The organism is Escherichia sp. MOD1-EC5950, assembly GCF_002965345.1.
Lineage (GTDB): Bacteria > Pseudomonadota > Gammaproteobacteria > Enterobacterales > Enterobacteriaceae > Escherichia > Escherichia marmotae.
Genome location: NZ_PTSR01000012.1, coordinates 114,744 through 132,876 on the forward strand (window position 1 = coordinate 114,744; position 18,133 = coordinate 132,876).

Annotated in this window: 16 protein-coding genes, 5 tRNA genes and 2 pseudogenes; 5 read left to right on the top strand and 18 right to left on the bottom strand. The window is 50.5% G+C overall.

What is annotated here, in order from left to right:
• Positions 1 to 74: 74 nt before the first annotated feature.
• Positions 75 to 557: a zinc ribbon-containing protein gene (locus BEA93_RS13860; protein ID WP_001044880.1), complete on the top strand. Its 483-nt coding sequence runs from the start codon at positions 75 to 77 to the stop codon at positions 555 to 557.
• 74 nt (positions 558 to 631) lie between these two features.
• Here BEA93_RS13860 and BEA93_RS25720 read toward each other — a convergent pair.
• A pseudogene (locus BEA93_RS25720) lies at positions 632 to 736 on the bottom strand (hypothetical protein); the annotation flags it as partial.
• Between the two features lie 94 nt (positions 737 to 830).
• On the opposite strand from BEA93_RS25720, the pseudogene BEA93_RS25315 reads away from it, so the two are divergent.
• Positions 831 to 1,163: pseudogene (locus BEA93_RS25315) on the top strand (J domain-containing protein); the annotation flags it as partial.
• A 28-nt stretch (positions 1,164 to 1,191) separates the two neighbouring features.
• Here BEA93_RS25315 and BEA93_RS13875 read toward each other — a convergent pair.
• Positions 1,192 to 1,746 (bottom strand): tetratricopeptide repeat protein, encoded by a 555-nt coding sequence (locus BEA93_RS13875; RefSeq protein ID WP_016248462.1) that lies wholly within the window; start codon positions 1,744 to 1,746, stop codon positions 1,192 to 1,194.
• A 101-nt stretch (positions 1,747 to 1,847) separates the two neighbouring features.
• Between BEA93_RS13875 and BEA93_RS13880 the strand changes: the two genes are divergently transcribed.
• Both BEA93_RS13880 and BEA93_RS13885 read left to right on the top strand, forming a co-directional pair.
• On the top strand, positions 1,848 to 2,555 hold the full coding sequence (locus tag BEA93_RS13880; protein ID WP_016263043.1) for a DUF1266 domain-containing protein: 708 nt from the start codon (positions 1,848 to 1,850) through the stop codon (positions 2,553 to 2,555).
• The gene (locus tag BEA93_RS13885) at positions 2,552 to 4,003 is read left to right on the top strand and encodes a molecular chaperone DnaJ (protein ID WP_105224660.1); all 1,452 of its coding nucleotides are present in this window, start codon (positions 2,552 to 2,554) and stop codon (positions 4,001 to 4,003) included. Before BEA93_RS13880 ends, BEA93_RS13885 begins: the two co-directional genes overlap by 4 nt.
• A 110-nt stretch (positions 4,004 to 4,113) precedes the next feature.
• Here BEA93_RS13885 and hscC read toward each other — a convergent pair whose 3' ends face one another.
• The 11 genes from hscC to miaB form a co-directional block, all read right to left on the bottom strand.
• A complete protein-coding gene (gene hscC / locus BEA93_RS13890) occupies positions 4,114 to 5,784 on the bottom strand; it encodes a molecular chaperone HscC (protein ID WP_016248464.1) in 1,671 nt (556 codons plus the stop codon).
• Positions 5,785 to 5,867: 83 nt separating this feature from the next.
• Positions 5,868 to 6,803: a pyrimidine-specific ribonucleoside hydrolase RihA gene (rihA, locus tag BEA93_RS13895; RefSeq protein WP_001515969.1), complete on the bottom strand. Its 936-nt coding sequence runs from the start codon at positions 6,801 to 6,803 to the stop codon at positions 5,868 to 5,870.
• 117 nt (positions 6,804 to 6,920) lie between these two features.
• Complete coding sequence (gene gltL / locus BEA93_RS13900) at positions 6,921 to 7,646, bottom strand: glutamate/aspartate ABC transporter ATP-binding protein GltL (protein ID WP_053881549.1); 726 nt, start codon at positions 7,644 to 7,646, stop codon at positions 6,921 to 6,923.
• Entirely contained in the window at positions 7,646 to 8,320 is a 675-nt protein-coding gene (gene gltK / locus BEA93_RS13905) for a glutamate/aspartate ABC transporter permease GltK (RefSeq protein WP_000272808.1), read from the bottom strand. Before gltK ends, gltL begins: the two co-directional genes overlap by 1 nt.
• Complete coding sequence (gltJ, locus tag BEA93_RS13910; protein WP_000020950.1) at positions 8,320 to 9,060, bottom strand: glutamate/aspartate ABC transporter permease GltJ; 741 nt, start codon at positions 9,058 to 9,060, stop codon at positions 8,320 to 8,322. Before gltJ ends, gltK begins: the two co-directional genes overlap by 1 nt.
• Positions 9,061 to 9,229: 169 nt before the next feature.
• Positions 9,230 to 10,138: a glutamate/aspartate ABC transporter substrate-binding protein GltI gene (gltI, locus tag BEA93_RS13915; protein ID WP_016248465.1), complete on the bottom strand. Its 909-nt coding sequence runs from the start codon at positions 10,136 to 10,138 to the stop codon at positions 9,230 to 9,232.
• 396 nt (positions 10,139 to 10,534) lie between these two features.
• A complete protein-coding gene (gene lnt, locus BEA93_RS13920; RefSeq protein ID WP_016248466.1) occupies positions 10,535 to 12,073 on the bottom strand; it encodes an apolipoprotein N-acyltransferase in 1,539 nt (512 codons plus the stop codon).
• Positions 12,074 to 12,097: 24 nt separating this feature from the next.
• Positions 12,098 to 12,976: a CNNM family magnesium/cobalt transport protein CorC gene (gene corC, locus BEA93_RS13925; protein ID WP_001278605.1), complete on the bottom strand. Its 879-nt coding sequence runs from the start codon at positions 12,974 to 12,976 to the stop codon at positions 12,098 to 12,100.
• A gap of 89 nt (positions 12,977 to 13,065) precedes the next feature.
• Positions 13,066 to 13,533: an rRNA maturation RNase YbeY gene (gene ybeY / locus BEA93_RS13930; protein WP_000084457.1), complete on the bottom strand. Its 468-nt coding sequence runs from the start codon at positions 13,531 to 13,533 to the stop codon at positions 13,066 to 13,068.
• A complete protein-coding gene (locus BEA93_RS13935; RefSeq protein WP_024191850.1) occupies positions 13,530 to 14,570 on the bottom strand; it encodes a PhoH family protein in 1,041 nt (346 codons plus the stop codon). Before BEA93_RS13935 ends, ybeY begins: the two co-directional genes overlap by 4 nt.
• A 152-nt stretch (positions 14,571 to 14,722) precedes the next feature.
• Positions 14,723 to 16,147, bottom strand: a complete 1,425-nt coding sequence (gene miaB / locus BEA93_RS13940; RefSeq protein WP_001515972.1) for a tRNA (N6-isopentenyl adenosine(37)-C2)-methylthiotransferase MiaB — start codon at positions 16,145 to 16,147, stop codon at positions 14,723 to 14,725.
• A 145-nt stretch (positions 16,148 to 16,292) separates the two neighbouring features.
• Here miaB and ubiF point away from each other — a divergent pair, with 145 nt between their 5' ends.
• Positions 16,293 to 17,468, top strand: a complete 1,176-nt coding sequence (gene ubiF / locus BEA93_RS13945) for a 3-demethoxyubiquinol 3-hydroxylase (protein ID WP_000184597.1) — start codon at positions 16,293 to 16,295, stop codon at positions 17,466 to 17,468.
• 153 nt (positions 17,469 to 17,621) lie between these two features.
• On the opposite strand, the gene BEA93_RS13950 is transcribed toward ubiF, so the two are convergent.
• The 5 genes from BEA93_RS13950 to BEA93_RS13970 form a co-directional block, all read right to left on the bottom strand.
• A tRNA-Gln gene (locus BEA93_RS13950) sits at positions 17,622 to 17,696 on the bottom strand.
• A 37-nt stretch (positions 17,697 to 17,733) separates the two neighbouring features.
• Positions 17,734 to 17,808, bottom strand: a tRNA-Gln gene (locus BEA93_RS13955).
• 37 nt (positions 17,809 to 17,845) lie between these two features.
• Positions 17,846 to 17,920, bottom strand: a tRNA-Gln gene (locus tag BEA93_RS13960).
• A gap of 46 nt (positions 17,921 to 17,966) precedes the next feature.
• Positions 17,967 to 18,043 (bottom strand) — tRNA-Met (locus BEA93_RS13965).
• A 15-nt stretch (positions 18,044 to 18,058) separates the two neighbouring features.
• Positions 18,059 to 18,133 (bottom strand) — tRNA-Gln (locus BEA93_RS13970).

Consider the following 18,133-nt stretch of genomic DNA (forward strand, 5'->3'; position numbering starts at 1 on the left):
GTGGGCGTATTAGCAAAGTAAGGAACAAAGAACGTCTATTATTATAGTCAGTTAACGACCCGGGAGATGAAACGATGAACAAGGTTGCTCAATATTACCGTGAACTGGTCGCGTCACTGAGCGAACGCCTGCGCAATGGCGAGCGTGATATCGACGCGCTGGTAGAACAGGCGCGCGAGCGCGTAATAAAAACAGGGGAGTTAACGCGAACCGAGGTCGATGAACTGACACGCGCCGTCAGACGTGACCTGGAAGAGTTCGCTATGAGCTATGAAGAGAGTCTGAAAGAAGAATCTGACAGTGTTTTTATGCGGGTGATTAAAGAAAGCTTGTGGCAGGAGCTGGCGGATATCACCGATAAAACGCAGCTTGAGTGGCGCGAAGTTTTCCAGGATCTCAACCATCACGGGGTTTACCACAGCGGAGAAGTGGTAGGGCTGGGGAATCTGGTCTGCGAGAAATGTCATTTTCATCTCCCAATCTACACGCCGGAAGTGCTGACGCTATGCCCGAAATGCGGTCACGACCAGTTCCAGAGACGCCCGTTCGAGCCGTAATAGTCTGATTTCGCACAGTAATAAAGATAATTTGGGTCGAATGAAAATCGTCCGACCCTTATCTGTTTTTATCTCTACAGTAAATTTTCAATCTCACGGATTTCTTTACTGACATCTCTTGTAGCGGATGACTGAACTTTACGGTACAAGTTGAGAGCTTGTCGGAGATCGACAGCCTTTACCAGTCAACCGCTTCTTCATATTTAGGGGGGGGCTGTATCGTCGAGAATGCGCCCCGGCAAATTGGCTGCTAATGCATGTTCTTAATACACTGAAATTGCAGAACATGAAATTTTGCTGGCATTTCGCGCATTATTATCCTCGGATGAGGAACGATTTAAGCAGTCCACCTGGCAGCGATTCATTCATCAATTAAATCATTGCTCAATGGAATAGATTGATAAGTTACGCTGGTTGCTGTGCAGGATAACCATGAATGCTGCCTATTTATCTTTCGAGTATGTCGTGTTATTAGCAGAAAGAGTGCGGTGGTTGCAGGAGGAAAATGCCGGGATAATAGACGAAAAAGAACTGGAATCCTTTTTATATGCCATTGACAGGGGTAATGTTTTTAACTTCCAGACCATCCTGTATTTACCCGTTGCATTCTCCATTTAGTTGGCTGATAAAAATCTTAATGTGCGGGAAGCTCTGCAAGTAATTCTTCCGCATTTTTATAATGTTGTTCCGCTGCCAGTTTCAACCATTTGCGGGCTTCATAATTATTGACGTTTATGCCTGTGCCGTTTCTGTAGATCAAACCCAATGTGTATTGTGCATGAACATACCCTTGTTTAGCGGCTTCTTTATACCAGAGAATTGCTTTACGGGTATCGGGTTTGACTCCCAGCCCTTTCAGGTAGATCCACCCTAGTTTGCTCTGCGCGCGCGGATTTTCCTGTTCCGCCGATTGCTCATACCAGTACCTCGCCATTGCATAATCCAGCGGTTTACCATTACTACCATGAAGATAAAATTCGCCAAGGCGATATTGCGATGTTGAGTGACCATGAATGGCGGAAAGTTCCGTTGCTGCCGTGGTAAACGGAAGGCTGCCCGGTGCGCTTAAATAATCAAAGACATAATTCGCCATAGCTTTATCGCGCAAGGTCGTTTTCTTAGGTTGGCTAATACAAGTGATTGCCGCAACTATAAATATTGTGAATATAAAATATATTTTTTTGTTCATTTATCAATGCTTCGATTTTCTTTTTATTTTGAAAGCGTCAAGTTTATACTCATCATTAATAAAAAAGTAGTCAGTTAATGTACTTAAAGGATTGTTAATAAATGGATAAGGATGAACAACACCTTCTATTTGCGCTTTCTACGCCAATGGAAATTCTTAATCAGGGATGCAAGCCTGCACACGACTCGCCAAAAATGTATACCGGAATAAAAGAATTTGATCTCTCATCATCCTGGGGAATAAATAATCGTGATGATTTAATTCAGACTATTTACCAAATGACTGATGATGGCCACGCGAATAATTTAGCTGGTTTATATCTGGCATGGCATCGCTCTTCCCCTGATGAGTGGAAAGCATTAATTGCTGGTGGCTCCGAACGCGGGTTGATTTATACCCAATTCGTTGCCCAAACCGCTATGTGCTGTGGGGAAGGGGGAATCAAAGCCTGGGATTATGTTCGGATGGGGTTTTTGTCGCGCGTCGGTGTACTCAATAATTGGCTGACAGAAGACGAAAGTTTATGGCTGCAATCGCGCGTTTATGTTCGGGCACACTATTACTATCACAGTTGGATGCACTATTTTTCCGCCTATTCGTTAGGGCGTCTCTACTGGCAATCCTCCCAGTGTGAAGACAACGCTTCGCTACACGAGGCGCTAACCCTGTACAAATACGATAGTGCCGGAAGCCGAATGTTTGAAGAATTGGTGGCAGGAAGCGATCGTTTCTATGCCACGCTTCCCTGGCGGCCATTAACTGTTCAGCCTGAATGCCCGGCAACGCTTAAGGATGTGAGCGACCTATGAAAACATGTTGGCAAATTCTCGAAATCGAAAGCACAACGCAAATTGATATTATCCGTCAGGCTTATCTTGCTCGCTTACCGTTGTGTCATCCCGAAACCGATCCGCAAGGGTTTAAAGCATTACGTCAGGCCTATGAAGAGGCGCTGCGACTGGCGGTAAATCCTGTAGAAGAATCAGTTGATGAAAAGAGCAACACCGCAGTTGAACATGAAGCACTGAGCACATTCAGGGCATTACTGAATTCAGAAAGTGAACGTTTTCAGCCCTCCGCCTGGCAGAAATTTATTCAACAATTAAATAACTACAATATGGAAGAGGTGGATCAATTACGCTGGTCGCTGTGCGCAATCGCCATAGAAGCGCGATACCTTTCATTAAATTGCGCTTCTTTGCTGGCCGGGCGTTTGAACTGGCATTCATTTAGTGACAGCGAAGGAATGGATGAAGAAGAGCGGGAGGCTTTTCTTGAGGCTATTCAGGCTGGGGATTGTTTCGATTTTCTTAGCCTTCTGGAATACCCCGTCGCGTTACAAAACCAGACTATTGAGTATTACTTCGCGCTGGAACGCTGCTGTCGTTACCATCCTGACTATGTTACTGCGTTTTTAGCGATGGAAGGTCCGTGGTTCATTCCTGATGATGCGAAGTTACATCGCAAACTGTTGCGCTGGTACAGCTCGGTGCAAACAGGTATGGCGGAACTCATTCCTGTAGCCCAACAGTGGCAAGCGGAAGAACCAGAAAGCGAAGATGCCCGTTATTACCAGTGTGCACAACGGTTGTACTGCGGCGAGGGGGAAAGCCTGCTTGCCGATCTCTGTGCATACTGGGAGAGTCATTCATCGACGCAAGCGGATAATTTGTTGTTGCAGTGGAGTGCGCAACATTGCCCGGATTATTTCGCGCTGTTAGTGATGGTTATCGAAGCGCAGAGCATGGTTGATGCACAAGGTAAGCCGCTGAAATATGTTCCAGGCGAGAGCGCCCGAACACGGCTTTTGTGGGCGCAAATATTACATAGCGGTAAATTATCGTCTTTAGGGCAATCATTTATTGAATCGCTGTTTTATAAGCGCAAAGCATGGGCGTGGTGGAAATCAAAAGTCGGTAGCGAGACAGAGCAAGATTCACCGTTACTGAATCTGTATCAGGTAGCGGAACAGGTTGTGCTGGAAGCGTTTCCGAAACAAGAGAAGCTGGCCCGCCTGAAGGCGCGGCTGGAATGCGGAGAAGCACATCCGTTAGAAGCGATTATCACTCGTATGCTGTTGACGAAAGTGAAGCTGGAGCCGGTGGATGAAGATGTCGATGAGCCAATACCTGAAAAACATGAAGAGAAGAATGATGAGATTGAAAAACCACAGAGCATTATCAGCATTATCAAAATCAGCTTAACGGTGCTGGTGATAGGTTATGCACTCGGCAAAATTGCGATGTTGTTCAGTTAGATGTGAGGCTAACGCATCCTATCCTTCAATGTCGGATGCGATGCTAACGCATCTTATTCGACCTACGGGTAGGCCGGATAAGGCGTTTACGCCGCATCCGGCAGCCGTGCTTAAGGGATCTCAATGGCCAGATAATCGCTCGCCCGCCGACGAACTTCATCGACGCGCGCTATGTCGTTTGACTGCAATGCCGCATCAAAATCGGCAATCACCCGGCCAATCTCTTCTCTTTCATCGCCCAGCGCTCGTGCCCATAACTCTTCCAGTTTGGCTTTAAAAGTTCGGTTAATAAGCATATCGCGCGGATAAATTTTTAATGCCGATAACCGCGCCCGACTCTCTTCTATTTGCTGCGCATTTAACGTCACCGGGCTGTGATTAATCACTCTGGACTTAACGTTACCATCTTCCAGAAGCACGTCAACTTCAAGCAATCCGTTGATATCATAGCTAAAACGAATATCGATAGACTGGTAAGCGCCGGTTTTTTTCAGCGGCACATCGAAGGACTCCACCAGAATATTGTTCTTAACTTTGTGGTTTTCCCCCTGGTAGACATTAACCGTAATTGAATCCTGCTCCGGGTGCATGGTCGAGTAAGTTTCTACACGCGATACAGGTACAGTCGTGTTTCGTTCAATAATCGGTGAGAAAATGCCGGAAACCCCCTGACGGTTTACTTCTACGCCCAAAGAGTAAGGGCAGATATCGGTGAGGATCACTTCTTCAATATCTTCACTGCGTAAGCGGCAGGCGGCCTGGATTGCTGCGCCCAATGCGACAATGGTGCTCGGATCGTAGCTTTGATACGGCAACTTGCCAAACAGACGTACCGCAATTCGCTGTACTAATGGCATTTGCGAAGCGCCACCAACCAGCACCAGACTGTCGATTTGACTCGGTTTCAAACGTGCATCGCGCAATGCCTGTTCGATAGGCACACGCAAGCGGTTGAGTAGCGGTAACCACAAATCTTCCAGTTCGTTCTCGTAAAATTCGCACTCCCGCGTTTCTTCCTGGTACTGCCAGTGAATGTGCAGCGGTAATTGATTGCCACATTTTGCCGCTTCTACACAGACATACAGCGCCGCCAGTTCACTTTCGTTGAGCGTGTTTTTAGCCACTGCGGCGCGTTTTAACACTTCATCCACCAGCATATGAGTAAAATCTTCGCCACCAAGGAAGTTGTCGCCAGCGGAGGCGTGAACTTCAATCACCGGCGTGGCGTATTCGAGCACCGTGACGTCAAACGTGCCGCCTCCGAGATCAAAAACCAGCGAGCGGGTGTTTTGTTGCGTATGCAGGCCATACGCCATCGCGGCTGCTGTGGGTTCATTAATTAAGCGTACTGCATTTAACCCGGCTAACTCCGCTGCTAAACGGGTATGCTTGCGTTGTTCATCGCTGAAATAAGCCGGAACGGAGATCACCACATCTTTAATCGGACGTTGCAGAAATTCTTCGGCATCTTCTTTTAATGAGCGTAATACCAAAGAGGATAGTTCTGGCGCGTTAAATGTGTCGCTGCCTAACCGCCAGTTGGTATTACTGCCCATTGCGCGTTTAAATAACGCTGCGGTTTTATCCGGATGCGAAGTGCGCCGTGATACAGCCGGTTTTCCGACCAGAATATGATTATTTTCATCCATGCTAATTATGGATGGTGTTAAATATTCACCGAATTTATTTGGAATTAATTGTGCGGCACCGCCTTTCCAGACGGCAATTAAACTATTGGTAGTACCGAGATCGATACCAATGGCGAGTTCTGCATTATCCATTGCATTTATATCTTGAAGGAAAAAGAGAGAGTCAGAGTAAGATCACCCCATTTTCACGTGGTGATCTTAATCAATGACGTGTATTAAGCGTAAAATTTCAGACGATCGGCCAGTAAATCAACAAAGCCCTGACGATCCACATCGACCATTATGGTGGTATTTGGTTTATTACCAGTGAGATAGTAATAATCAACAACCGTCATACCCTGAGTATATTTCCCTTGTGTTTCGACACCAACCCAGCGTTCAACGGTGGTAAACAGTTCAGGTTTTAGCAGCCAGGCGATGGTGCATGGATCATGCAACGGTGCGCCGACAAAGCCCCATTTTTCGTCTTTGTGATATTCGAGGAAGAAATCCAGCAGTTCGGCAACGATGGTTGAAACAGGGTTACCAATAGCGCGGAAACGCTCGGTATCCTCAACGTGAATTTGCGCTTTGTGGGTGACATCCAGACCAGCCATCACCACCGGAATCCCTGACTGGAAGACAATTTCCGCCGCTTCCGGGTCAACGTAAATATTAAATTCTGCCGCTGGCGTCCAGTTACCGAGTCCCATCGCGCCGCCCATAATCACAATTTGAGCGATTTTGTTATGCAGCTCCGGGTGGCTGTTGAGCAACAACGCAACGTTAGTTTGTGGTCCGGTGGAAACTATCGTGACGGGTTCAGCACTTTCGCGCAGCGTTTTCGCCATCAGCTCCACCGCCGTGCAATTTTGCGGCGCAAACGCCGGTTCCGGCAATGCCGGGCCGTCCAGGCCGCTTTCGCCGTGCACATTGTCCGCGATAATCAAGTCACGCATTAACGGTTTTACTGCGCCACCAGCCACCGGAATATCGGTGCGATTAAGTAGGGTCAGCATACGCAGAACATTACGTAATGTTTTATCGGGCGTCTGGTTTCCGGCGGAGGATGTGATGGCTTTGACATCAAGCTCTGGTGAGGCGAGGGCGAGAACTATTGCGATAGCGTCATCATGACCTGGGTCGCAATCTAACAGAATTGGCAGTGCCATTGTTGCTCCTTGTTGTGTGCTTCTTTGCGACAAGGGTAACGCCGGGATGTAACAGATACGAGAGGCGAAACGATAAAGCGTGAGATGGCGCGCACTTGAGTATGCGCGCCTGACTTATTAGTGCAGTATTTTCGCGAGGAAGTCTTTTGCGCGGTCTGATTTCGGATCATCAAAGAACGCGTCTTTTGGCGAGTCTTCGACAATTTTACCTTCATCCATAAAGATCACCCGATTTGCTACTTTACGGGCAAAGCCCATTTCGTGGGTGACCACCATCATAGTCATTCCTTCATTCGCCAGCTCCACCATCACATCCAGCACTTCGTTGATCATCTCCGGATCCAGTGCCGATGTCGGTTCGTCGAACAGCATCGCAATAGGATCCATACATAATGCGCGGGCAATCGCTACACGCTGCTGCTGACCACCGGAAAGCTGCGCCGGAAACTTATTGGCATGCGCAGAAAGTCCCACGCGTTCCAGCAGTTTCAGGGCCTTTTCGCGGGCGGGCGCTTTATCGCGTTTAAGCACTTTTACCTGCGCCAGGGTCAGGTTTTCGATAATCGACAGATGGGGAAACAACTCAAAATGCTGGAACACCATTCCGACGCGGGAACGCAGCTTTGCCAGATCGGTTTTCTTATCGTTAACCACGATGCCATCAACGGTGATTTCACCTTGCTGCACCAGTTCGAGGCCGTTGACGGTTTTAATCAGTGTCGATTTACCGGAGCCGGACGGGCCGCAAACCACCACCACTTCGCCTTTTTTTACTTCGGTTGAGCAGTCGGTCAGCACCTGAAAGTGACCATACCATTTTGAAACATTTTTCAGGGTAATCATTATGCTGTCCTTCTTTTCAAGTAGCTGACCAACAACGATGCGCTAAGGCTAATGATGAAATAAACAAATCCGGCAAACAGGATCATCTCCACCTGCGTACCATCACGTTCACCAATGGTTGAGGCGGTACGGAAGAAATCGGCCAGAGATAACACATACACCAGCGAGGTATCCTGAAACAGGACGATGCCCTGAGTGAGCAGCAGCGGCACCATCGCACGGAACGCCTGCGGCAGAATAATCAGTTTCATCGACTGCCAGTGGGTCATTCCTAACGCCAGCGCAGCGCTCGACTGACCACGAGAAATACTTTGAATACCGGCGCGGATAATCTCGGAATAGTAGGCCGCTTCAAACATCGAAAATGCCACCATTGCAGAAATTAAGCGGATATCGGTTTTGGGTGATAATCCCAGCACGTTTTGCAGAAAACCCGGCACGATCAGGTAAAACCACAACAGAACCATCACTAACGGTATTGAACGGAACACGTTGACGTAGGCTTTGGCAAACCACGCCACGGGTGCAAAGCTGGACAGGCGCATTACCGCCAGCATCGTGCCCCACAAAATACCAATCACGACTGCCGTGATGGTGATTTTCAGGGTGATCACCAGCCCATCCAGCAGATACGGCAGGGAAGGAACGATTGAACTCCAGTCAAACTCGTACATTATTTGCCTCCCATGTTGCCGGGCAGGCGAACTTTACGTTCGACCAGCGTCATCACCAGCATAATAACGGCGTTAATCAGCACATACGCCAGCGTGATGGCGGTAAACGATTCCCAGGCGTGGGCGGAGTAATCGAGCAATTTTCCGGCCTGTGCTGCCATATCTACCAGACCAATGGTTGAGGCGATGGCGGAGTTTTTCACCAGGTTCATCATCTCAGAGGTCATCGGTGGGACGATAACACGATAGGCGTTAGGTAACAGAACATAGCGGTAGGCTTGCGGCAGCGTCAGCCCCATCGCCAGTGCGGCATTCTTCTGCCCTCGTGGCAGCGACTGGATCGCGGCGCGTACCTGTTCGCAAACACGAGCGGCAGTAAACAGCCCCAGGCAGAGCATGGAAGAAAGGAAAAACTGAATATTGGGATCCAGCTCCGCCTTAAACCACATGCCGATTTTTTCCGGCAGTAGTTCTGGGATCACCAGATACCAGGTAAAGAATTGCACAATCAGTGGCACGTTGCGGAACAGTTCGACATACAACGTGCCCAGACCGGAGAGAAAACGGTTTGGAACGGTACGTAAAATGCCGAATAACGAGCCGACGAGGAAAGCGATAATCCAGGCGCAGATCGACAGAGCGATAGTGACCTGAAAGCCGCTCCAGATCCAGCCGAGATAGGTGGTGTTGCCGAACGGGGCTTGTTGTAAAAAAATACCCCAGTTCCAGTCTATAGACATAAATCTACTCCAGAAAAAAAAGGGTAGCAGCGTTAACTGCTACCCTCGAAGATTGTTACCCAGCGTATTGCGGTTTTCAGGCCCGATGGGGAACGACCATCAGGCGTATAGTCTGTCCGTGCTACGTAACAATCGAGAGGGCTGAACTTTCCGCCCCTGGTTCTTGTAATTAGTTCAGTGCTTTGTCATTAGGTTCTTTGAACAGTGCTTTCATTTCGTCCGACAACTCGAAATTCATGTTCAGGTTTTTCGGTGGAATGGGGTTTTTGAACCACTTATCAAACCATTTTTCCGCTTCACCGGAGGTCTGCACCTGGGCGATGGTGTCATCCATCAGCTTTTTGAATTGCGGATCATCTTTGCGCAGCATGCAGCCGTAAGCTTCCTGAGACTGCGGTTTGCCGACGATTTCCCAGTTATCAGGCTTCTTCGCTTTCGCACGTTCACCGGCCAGCAGGGCGTCATCCATCATAAAGGCAACGGCACGACCGCTTTCCAGCGTGCGGAAAGAGTCACCATGGTCTTTGGCGCTGATGATGCGCATATTCATCTTCTGATCTTCATTCAGTTTGTTGAGCAGAACTTCAGAAGTGGTGCCGGAAGTGACTACTACGGCTTTGTCTTTCAGATCAGCAAAATCTTTAACATCGCCGCCTTTTTTGGTCAGCAGGCGCGTACCGACCACGAAAATGGTGTCAGAGAAAGCCGCTTGTTTCTGGCGTTCGAGGTTGTTGGTGGTAGAACCACATTCAAAATCGAAAGTGCCGTTTTGCAGCAGCGGAATACGGTTTTGTGAGGTGATCGGGATCAGTTTCACCTGCAGATCCGGTTTGTTGAGTTTCTTTTTCACTGCCTCGACAATGGCGTTGGAATAATCCTGAGAGTAACCCACCACTTTTTGCTGGTTGTCGTAATAAGAGAAAGGCACCGAAGATTCGCGGTGACCGACGACAATCACGCCGTTTTTGGCGATTTTGTCCAGCGTACTGCCTGCAGTCGGGGCAGTGTCTTCTGCCTGTGCCAGACCTGCGGAAAGCGCCAGGGCCAGGATTGCTGTGGCAGATTTACGTAATTGCATATCCAACTCCTTTATCTTCTGCGTTAAGAACGCATGGATACCCGTTGTGAGTGTTTGTGTTGTTATCATCTGCAACTTTATTGTGCAGTGTTGTGCTTGTTAGGTAACATTTAGTTTGTATAAATGTAAAGATATTGATGTTTTATTGTTTGTTTTTGCGAGATGCACCGCACCATTCCGAAGCAAAATTCTCAAAATGCACTCTTTTGGTGCTATCGGTGGATTGCTATGGTGCAACCTGGTTGTACCGACACCGGTTCAAGGTTTGCCTTGTATAACAAAGCAATAGATGTGCCAAAGTTGGATAGGGGAATTTTGTCATCCGGATAACGCATTGACGCCGCATCCGGTGAGCGTGCCGAAATACGTAATGTATTCCGGCACAATTAGAAGGGATTATTTACGTCGCTGACGGAGACTCATCAACACAGAGGCAAAACCAAACAGTGCCGTCAGCACCCACAGCGGCCAGTTGCCGGTACGTGCGTACGGTGTGAGTCCGGTAGTCGGCGTCACGTTAGTGGTTAATACTTCGCGGGTGAATTGCGGGATCATCGCCTGAACCTCACCCTGTGGGCCAATCACCGCCGTAATGCCGTTGTTGGTGCTACGCAGCAGCGGGCGCGCCAGTTCCAGCGCACGCATTCGCGCCATCTGGAAGTGCTGCCACGGGCCAATAGACTTACCAAACCATGCATCGTTGGAGATAGTCAGCAGATAGTCGGTATCCGGACGGAAGTTATCGCGCACCTGCTCGCCAAGAATGATCTCGTAGCAAATGGCTGCGGTAAGCTGAATACCATTCACGGACAGCGGCGGCTGGATATAAGGCCCGCGGCTGAATGACGACATCGGCAGATCAAAGAACGGCGCTAACGGACGCAGAATCGACTCCAGCGGGACAAACTCGCCAAACGGCACCAGATGGTTTTTGTTATAGCGATTGGTCGATTCATAGCTGTAAGGTGCACCTTTACCCAGCGTGATGATGGTGTTGTAGGTATCGTATCGGTTCAGCTTATTGAGGCGCGCGTCGACAATCCCGGTGATCAGCGAGCTACCTTTTTCGCGCAGCACGCCATCCAGCTCTTTGAGGAACGGTTGCTGATTCATTTCCAGATCGGTAATTGCTGACTCTGGCCAGATAATCAATGACGATTTACCCATCAGCGGTGCTGTCGCGTTGTAGTAAATCTTCAGCGTATTAAGAAGCTGGCTTTCATCCCACTTCAGTGATTGTGGAATATCACCCTGAACCATTGAAACCTGAATGGTTTTCTCCGGTTGCGGGGTAAACCACTGGATGTAACGCAGAGGGAAGGGGAGTGCAAACAGCACAACGGCCACCACCAGTGGACGCCAGTTGCGTTTGACCAGCGCCAGCGCCAGCAGGCCACTAACCATCATCAGCAGGAAGTTAATGGCTTCCACGCCCATTATCGGTGCCAGCCCTTTTAACGGCCCGTCAATCTGGCTATAGCCGAACTGCAACCACGGAAAGCCAGTTAGCACCCAACCGCGCAGAAACTCGGTGACTTGCCAGAGGGCAGGGGCGGCAATCGTCACGCGCAGCCAGGTGGTTTTCGGCCACAGCCGCGCCAGAACACCAGCAAACAGCCCGGTATACAGCGAAAGATACGCCGCCAGCAGCACCACCAGGAAGATGTTTACCGGGCCTGGCATCCCGCCAAAGGTCGCGATGCTGACATATACCCAGTTAATACCGGTGCCAAACAGGCCAAATCCCCAGCAGAAGCCGATAGCGGCAGACTGAAGTGGGCGGCGGTTAAAGGTCAGAGCCTGAAGCCCCATCAGCGAAACAATCGCCGCAGGCCAGACGTCATAAGGGGAGAAGGCCAGCGTTCCGCAGGCACCGAATAATAACGCCAGCAGCAGGCGAATGCGCTGGCGTTCAAGTAATGAGGCAAAAGCCATGTAGTTATCTATCCAGTTTCGGTTTTATTCATCCAGCTTCGGCTGGGGTGAGTCATCCGGGATTTTGACATGAACCTGAATAATACGCCGACTGTCGGCCATCGCCACTTTGAACTGGTAACCGTCGATGTCGATGGTTTCGCCACGCGCCGGAAGATGCCCAAACGCCTGCATCACCAGACCACCGATGGTATCGACCTCTTCATCGCTAAAGTGGGTGCCGAACGCTTCGTTGAAATCTTCGATGGAAGCCAGCGCACGCACGGTCCAGGTGTGACGGCTAAGTTGACGGAAGTCGATATCATCTTCTTCGTCATACTCGTCTTCAATCTCACCAACAATCAGTTCCAGGATGTCTTCAATGGTCACCAGACCGGAAACACCGCCGAATTCGTCAATGACGATCGCCATGTGGTATCGCTGAGAGCGAAACTCTTTCAGCATCCGGTCTACGCGCTTACTTTCAGGAACGACAACCGCCTGACGTAACACTTTGTCCATGCTGAAGGCTTCAGCATCGCTGCGCATAAACGGCAGCAAGTCTTTCGCCATCAGAATCCCTTCAATGTGATCTTTATCCTCGCTGATCACCGGGAAACGCGAGTGGGCAGACTCGATGATGACATCAAGGCATTCATCCAGCGTCTGGTTGCGTTTCAGAGTAATCATCTGGGAGCGCGGGATCATGATGTCGCGAACGCGTTGGTCTGCGATGTCCATTACCCCTTCGAGCATATCGCGCGTATCTTCGTCGATAAGGTCGTTCTGCCCGGAATCACGGATCAGCGCCAGCAGTTCGTCACGGTTTTTCGGTTCACCGTGGAAAAGTTGGCTGAGTAACAGGGAGAAAAATCCCTTCTTGTTGCTTATCGTGTCACTACTGTGTGAATTGTCGTCGCTCATGGCGTCGTATGGGTTCTCATGTTAGTTAATCAAAACACCGTCGTTACTTACCAACGGCGGGGACGTCTGCCAGTCAAATGCCCGGCAAATTATTCTTTCTCGGCAATGTACGGATCCTCATAGCCCAGAGCAAGCATAATCTCTGTTTCGAGGGCTTCCATCTCTTCTGCTTCGTCATCTTCGATGTGATCGTAACCTAACAAATGCAGACTGCCGTGCACCACCATATGCGCCCAGTGCGCCTCCAGTGGTTTACCTTGTTCCTGCGCTTCTTTCTCAACCACCTGACGGCAGATAACCAGATCGCCCAGCAGCGACATCTCCATGCCAGGCGGCACTTCAAATGGGAAGGAAAGCACGTTGGTCGGCTTATCTTTACCGCGATAGGTCAGATTCAGACTGTGGCTTTCGGCGGTATCGACCAGGCGAATAGTCACTTCTGATTCTTCCTGAAACTGCGGGATCACCGCATTCAGCCATGTCTGAAACTGGCTCTCTTCCGGTAGCCCGGAATTATCTTCACAGGCCAGTTGTAAATCGAGGATCACCTGACTCATTTTTGTTCCTGTTCTTCACGCTTGCGCTCTGCCGCCAGCGCCGCTTTACGTTTTTGTTCGGCTTCTTCCCAGGCTTCATAGGCGTTAACGATACGCGCCACTACCGGGTGACGAACAACGTCTTCGCTGTGGAAGAAGTTAAAGCTGATCTCTTCGACATCGGCCAGCACTTCGATGGCGTGGCGCAGACCCGATTTGGTATTACGCGGCAGGTCGATCTGCGTGACGTCGCCGGTGATAACCGCTTTTGAGTTAAAACCGATACGGGTCAGGAACATCTTCATCTGTTCGATGGTGGTGTTCTGGCTCTCATCAAGAATGATAAATGCGTCGTTCAGTGTTCGACCACGCATATAGGCCAGCGGCGCGACTTCAATAACGTTGCGCTCAATCAGTTTCTCGACTTTTTCAAAGCCAAGCATTTCGAACAGCGCGTCGTATAGCGGGCGCAGATACGGGTCTACTTTCTGGCTTAAATCGCCGGGCAGAAAACCTAATTTTTCACCAGCTTCTACTGCCGGACGGGTCAGCAGAATACGACGGATTTCCTGACGTTCCAGCGCATCAACCGCCGCAGCCACAGCCAGGTAGGTTTTACCCGTACCCGCCGGACCCACGCCGAAGGTGATGTCATGGTCAAGAATATGGGCGATGTACTGCGCCTGGTTCGGTGTGCGTGGTTTAATGACCCCGCGTTTGGTCTTGATATTGACCGCTTTGCCGTACTCTGGCACGCTTTCCGCACTTTGTTCCAGCACTCGCGCTTCTTTAATCGCAAGGTGGATCTGCTCCGGTTCGATATCCTGGATCTGACCGCGCATTGGGGCAGTATCGACATACAGGCTGCGCAGAATGTCTGCCGCGGCAGTGACGCAAATCGGACGACCGGTCAGTTTAAAGTGGTTATCGCGGCGATTGATTTCGATGCCGAGACGGCGTTCGAGTTGCTTGATGTTGTCATCAAACGGGCCGCACAGGCTCAACAGACGCGCGTTGTCTGCTGGCTCCAGGGTGATTTCGCGAGTGTCTATGTTCAAACCGTTCCTCTTATTTGTATGCCGCCGGAAGCTGAACATTCACCGGCCTATAAGGAAATTATTCACGCCACAGGAAAAAGGCGCAAGCATTGCGATAAAAATGGGGATAAAGAGAGAAAAAACAAGGCCCACCGGAACGGCGGGCCTGAGAATTACGGCTGATAATAACCCACGCCAAGGTCGTTTTCTTTGCGGGTACGGGCAATCACTGATTCCGGAGCCTCTGCCACGCGCAGACCCATTTCCTCTTCGGTACGTACCACTTTACCGCGCAGGGAGTTCGGGTAAACGTCGGTAATTTCCACATCGACGAATTTACCGATCATATCCGGCGTGCCTTCGAAATTGACCACGCGGTTATTTTCGGTACGCCCGGAAAGTTCCATGATGTTCTTACGCGAAGTACCTTCCACCAGAATACGCTGGGTGGTGCCGAGCATCCGGCGGCTCCATGCCATCGCTTGCTGATTGATACGTTCTTGCAGAATATACAGACGCTGCTTCTTCTCTTCTTCCGGAACATCATCAACCATATCGGCGGCTGGTGTACCCGGACGTGCGGAGAAGATGAAGCTATAGCTCATGTCGAAATTGACGTCGGCAATCAGCTTCATGGTTTTCTCAAAGTCTTCGGTGGTTTCGCCAGGGAAGCCAACGATGAAGTCAGAACTGATCTGAATATCCGGACGCGCCGCACGCAATTTACGGATGATCGCCTTGTATTCCAGCGCCGTGTGGGTACGGCCCATCAGGTTGAGGATGCGATCGGAACCGCTCTGTACCGGCAGGTGCAGGAAGCTCACCAGTTCTGGCGTATCGCGATAAACCTCGATGATATCGTCGGTAAATTCGATCGGATGGCTGGTGGTAAAGCGAATACGATCGATCCCGTCGATAGCGGCAACCAGACGCAGCAGATCGGCAAACGAGCCGGTGGTGCCGTCGTAGTTCTCACCGCGCCAGGCGTTCACGTTCTGACCGAGCAGATTGACTTCACGCACGCCCTGAGCGGCAAGCTGGGCAATCTCAAACAGAATATCGTCGGATGGACGGCTTACCTCTTCACCACGGGTGTAAGGCACCACGCAGTAGGTACAATATTTATTGCAACCTTCCATGATGGAGACAAACGCGGTTGGTCCTTCGGCGCGCGGTTCTGGCAGACGGTCAAACTTCTCGATTTCCGGGAAGCTGATATCTACGACCGGGCTGCGGTTTCCGCGCACGGAGTTGATCATCTCCGGCAGACGGTGCAGCGTTTGCGGCCCAAAAATAATATCGACGTAGTGGGCGCGTTGACGAATGTGGTCGCCTTCCTGCGAAGCCACGCAGCCGCCAACACCGATAATCAGGTCCGGATTCTTCTCTTTTAACAGTTTCCAGCGACCCAACTGATGGAAGACTTTTTCCTGAGCCTTCTCGCGGATTGAGCAGGTGTTCAGCAGCAGCACATCCGCTTCTTCCGCCACGTCGGTCAGTTGATAGCCGTGGGTGGCATCCAGCAGATCGGCCATCTTCGATGAATCGTACTCGTTCATCTGACAGCCCCAGGTTTTAATATGGAGTTTTTTGGTCATCGACTTGCTCTTGCGAAATAGTAGCCAGGAATGCAGGGCGCATAGTGTAATGCTTTGCTGCCGTTGTGACCAGTATGAGCGTTATCAGCCCTTGGGGGTAAAAATCCTGTAAACTTAAAGCATATTGCTAACAGGATGATTGACCATGACAAATCAACCAACGGAAATTGCCATTGTCGGCGGAGGAATGGTCGGCGGCGCACTGGCGCTGGGACTGGCGCAGCACGGATTTTCGGTAACGGTTATTGAACACGCTGAACCTGCGCCGTTTGTAGAGGACAGCCAGCCTGACGTGCGTATTTCAGCGATTAGCGCTGCGTCGGTATCATTGCTTAAAGGTTCAGGTGTCTGGGATGCGGTACAGGCTATGCGTTGCCATCCTTATCGCAGACTGGAAACGTGGGAGTGGGAAACGGCGCATGTGGTGTTTGACGCCGCTGAACTTAAGCTACCGTTGCTTGGCTATATGGTAGAAAACACCGTTCTGCAACAGGCGTTGTGGCAGGCACTGGAGACGCATCCGAACGTGACGCTACGTGTACCGGCCTCGCTGATTGCGTTGCATCGCGATAATGATCTTCAGGAGCTGGAGCTGAAGGGCGGAGAAGTGATCCGCGCGAAGCTGGTGATTGGTGCCGATGGGGCAAATTCACAGGTGCGGCAGATGGCGGGAATTGGCGTTCATGCCTGGCAGTATGCGCAGTCGTGTATGTTGATTAGCGTGCGGTGCGAGAATGATCCTGGCGACAGCACCTGGCAGCAGTTTACACCTGACGGGCCGCGTGCTTTCCTGCCGTTGTTTGATCACTGGGCGTCGCTGGTGTGGTATGACTCTCCGGCGCGCATTCGCCAGTTACAGAATATGAATATGGCGCAGTTACAGGCGGAAATCGCGAAACATTTCCCGTCGCGTCTCGGTTATGTGACGCCGCTTGCTGCGGGGGCGTTTCCACTGACGCGTCGTCATGCATTGCAATATGTTCAGCCAGGTCTGGCACTGGTGGGCGATGCGGCGCACACCATTCATCCGCTGGCGGGGCAGGGCGTGAATCTTGGTTATCGCGATGTTGATGCTCTGATTGACGTTCTGGTGAGCGCGCGCAGTCATGGCGAAGCGTGGGCCAGTTATCCAATCCTCAAGCGTTACCAGATGCGTCGCATGGCGGATAACTTCATTATGCAAAGCGGTATGGATCTGTTTTATGCCGGATTCAGCAATAATCTGCCGCCACTGCGTTTTGTACGTAATCTTGGTTTGATGGCGGCGGAACGTGCTGGCGTCTTGAAACGTCAGGCGCTGAAATATGCGTTAGGGTTGTAGCCTCACAACATTGCCGGATGCATGCCAACCGTAGGTCGGATAAGACGCGGCAGCGTCGCATCCGACTTCGTAGGGTAAGGCGTGCCAACATCGCATTCGATATTGAATAAACGCAGAAAAGCAAAAAGCCCGCCGAAGCGAGCTTTTTTAATGTGGCTGGGGTACGAGGATTCGAACCTCGGAATGCCGGAATCAGAATCCGGTGCCTTACCGCTTGGCGATACCCCAACAGGGTGCACTTACGATGTAAGCGTCTTGAATAAATTGGCTGGGGTACGAGGATTCGAACCTCGGAATGCCGGAATCAGAATCCGGTGCCTTACCGCTTGGCGATACCCCAACAGGGTGCACTTACGATGTAAGCGTCTTGAATAAATTGGCTGGGGTACGAGGATTCGAACCTCGGAATGCCGGAATCAGAATCCGGTGCCTTACCGCTTGGCGATACCCCAACAAATTTTTTTGAACTTGCCGAACCTGTTCGACACATTCAGAATTTGGTGGCTACGACGGGATTCGAACCTGTGACCCCATCATTATGAGTGATGTGCTCTAACCAACTGAGCTACGTAGCCAGATTATTTCTTCGATGGCTGGGGTACCTGGATTCGAACCAGGGAATGCCGGTATCAAAAACCGGTGCCTTACCGCTTGGCGATACCCCA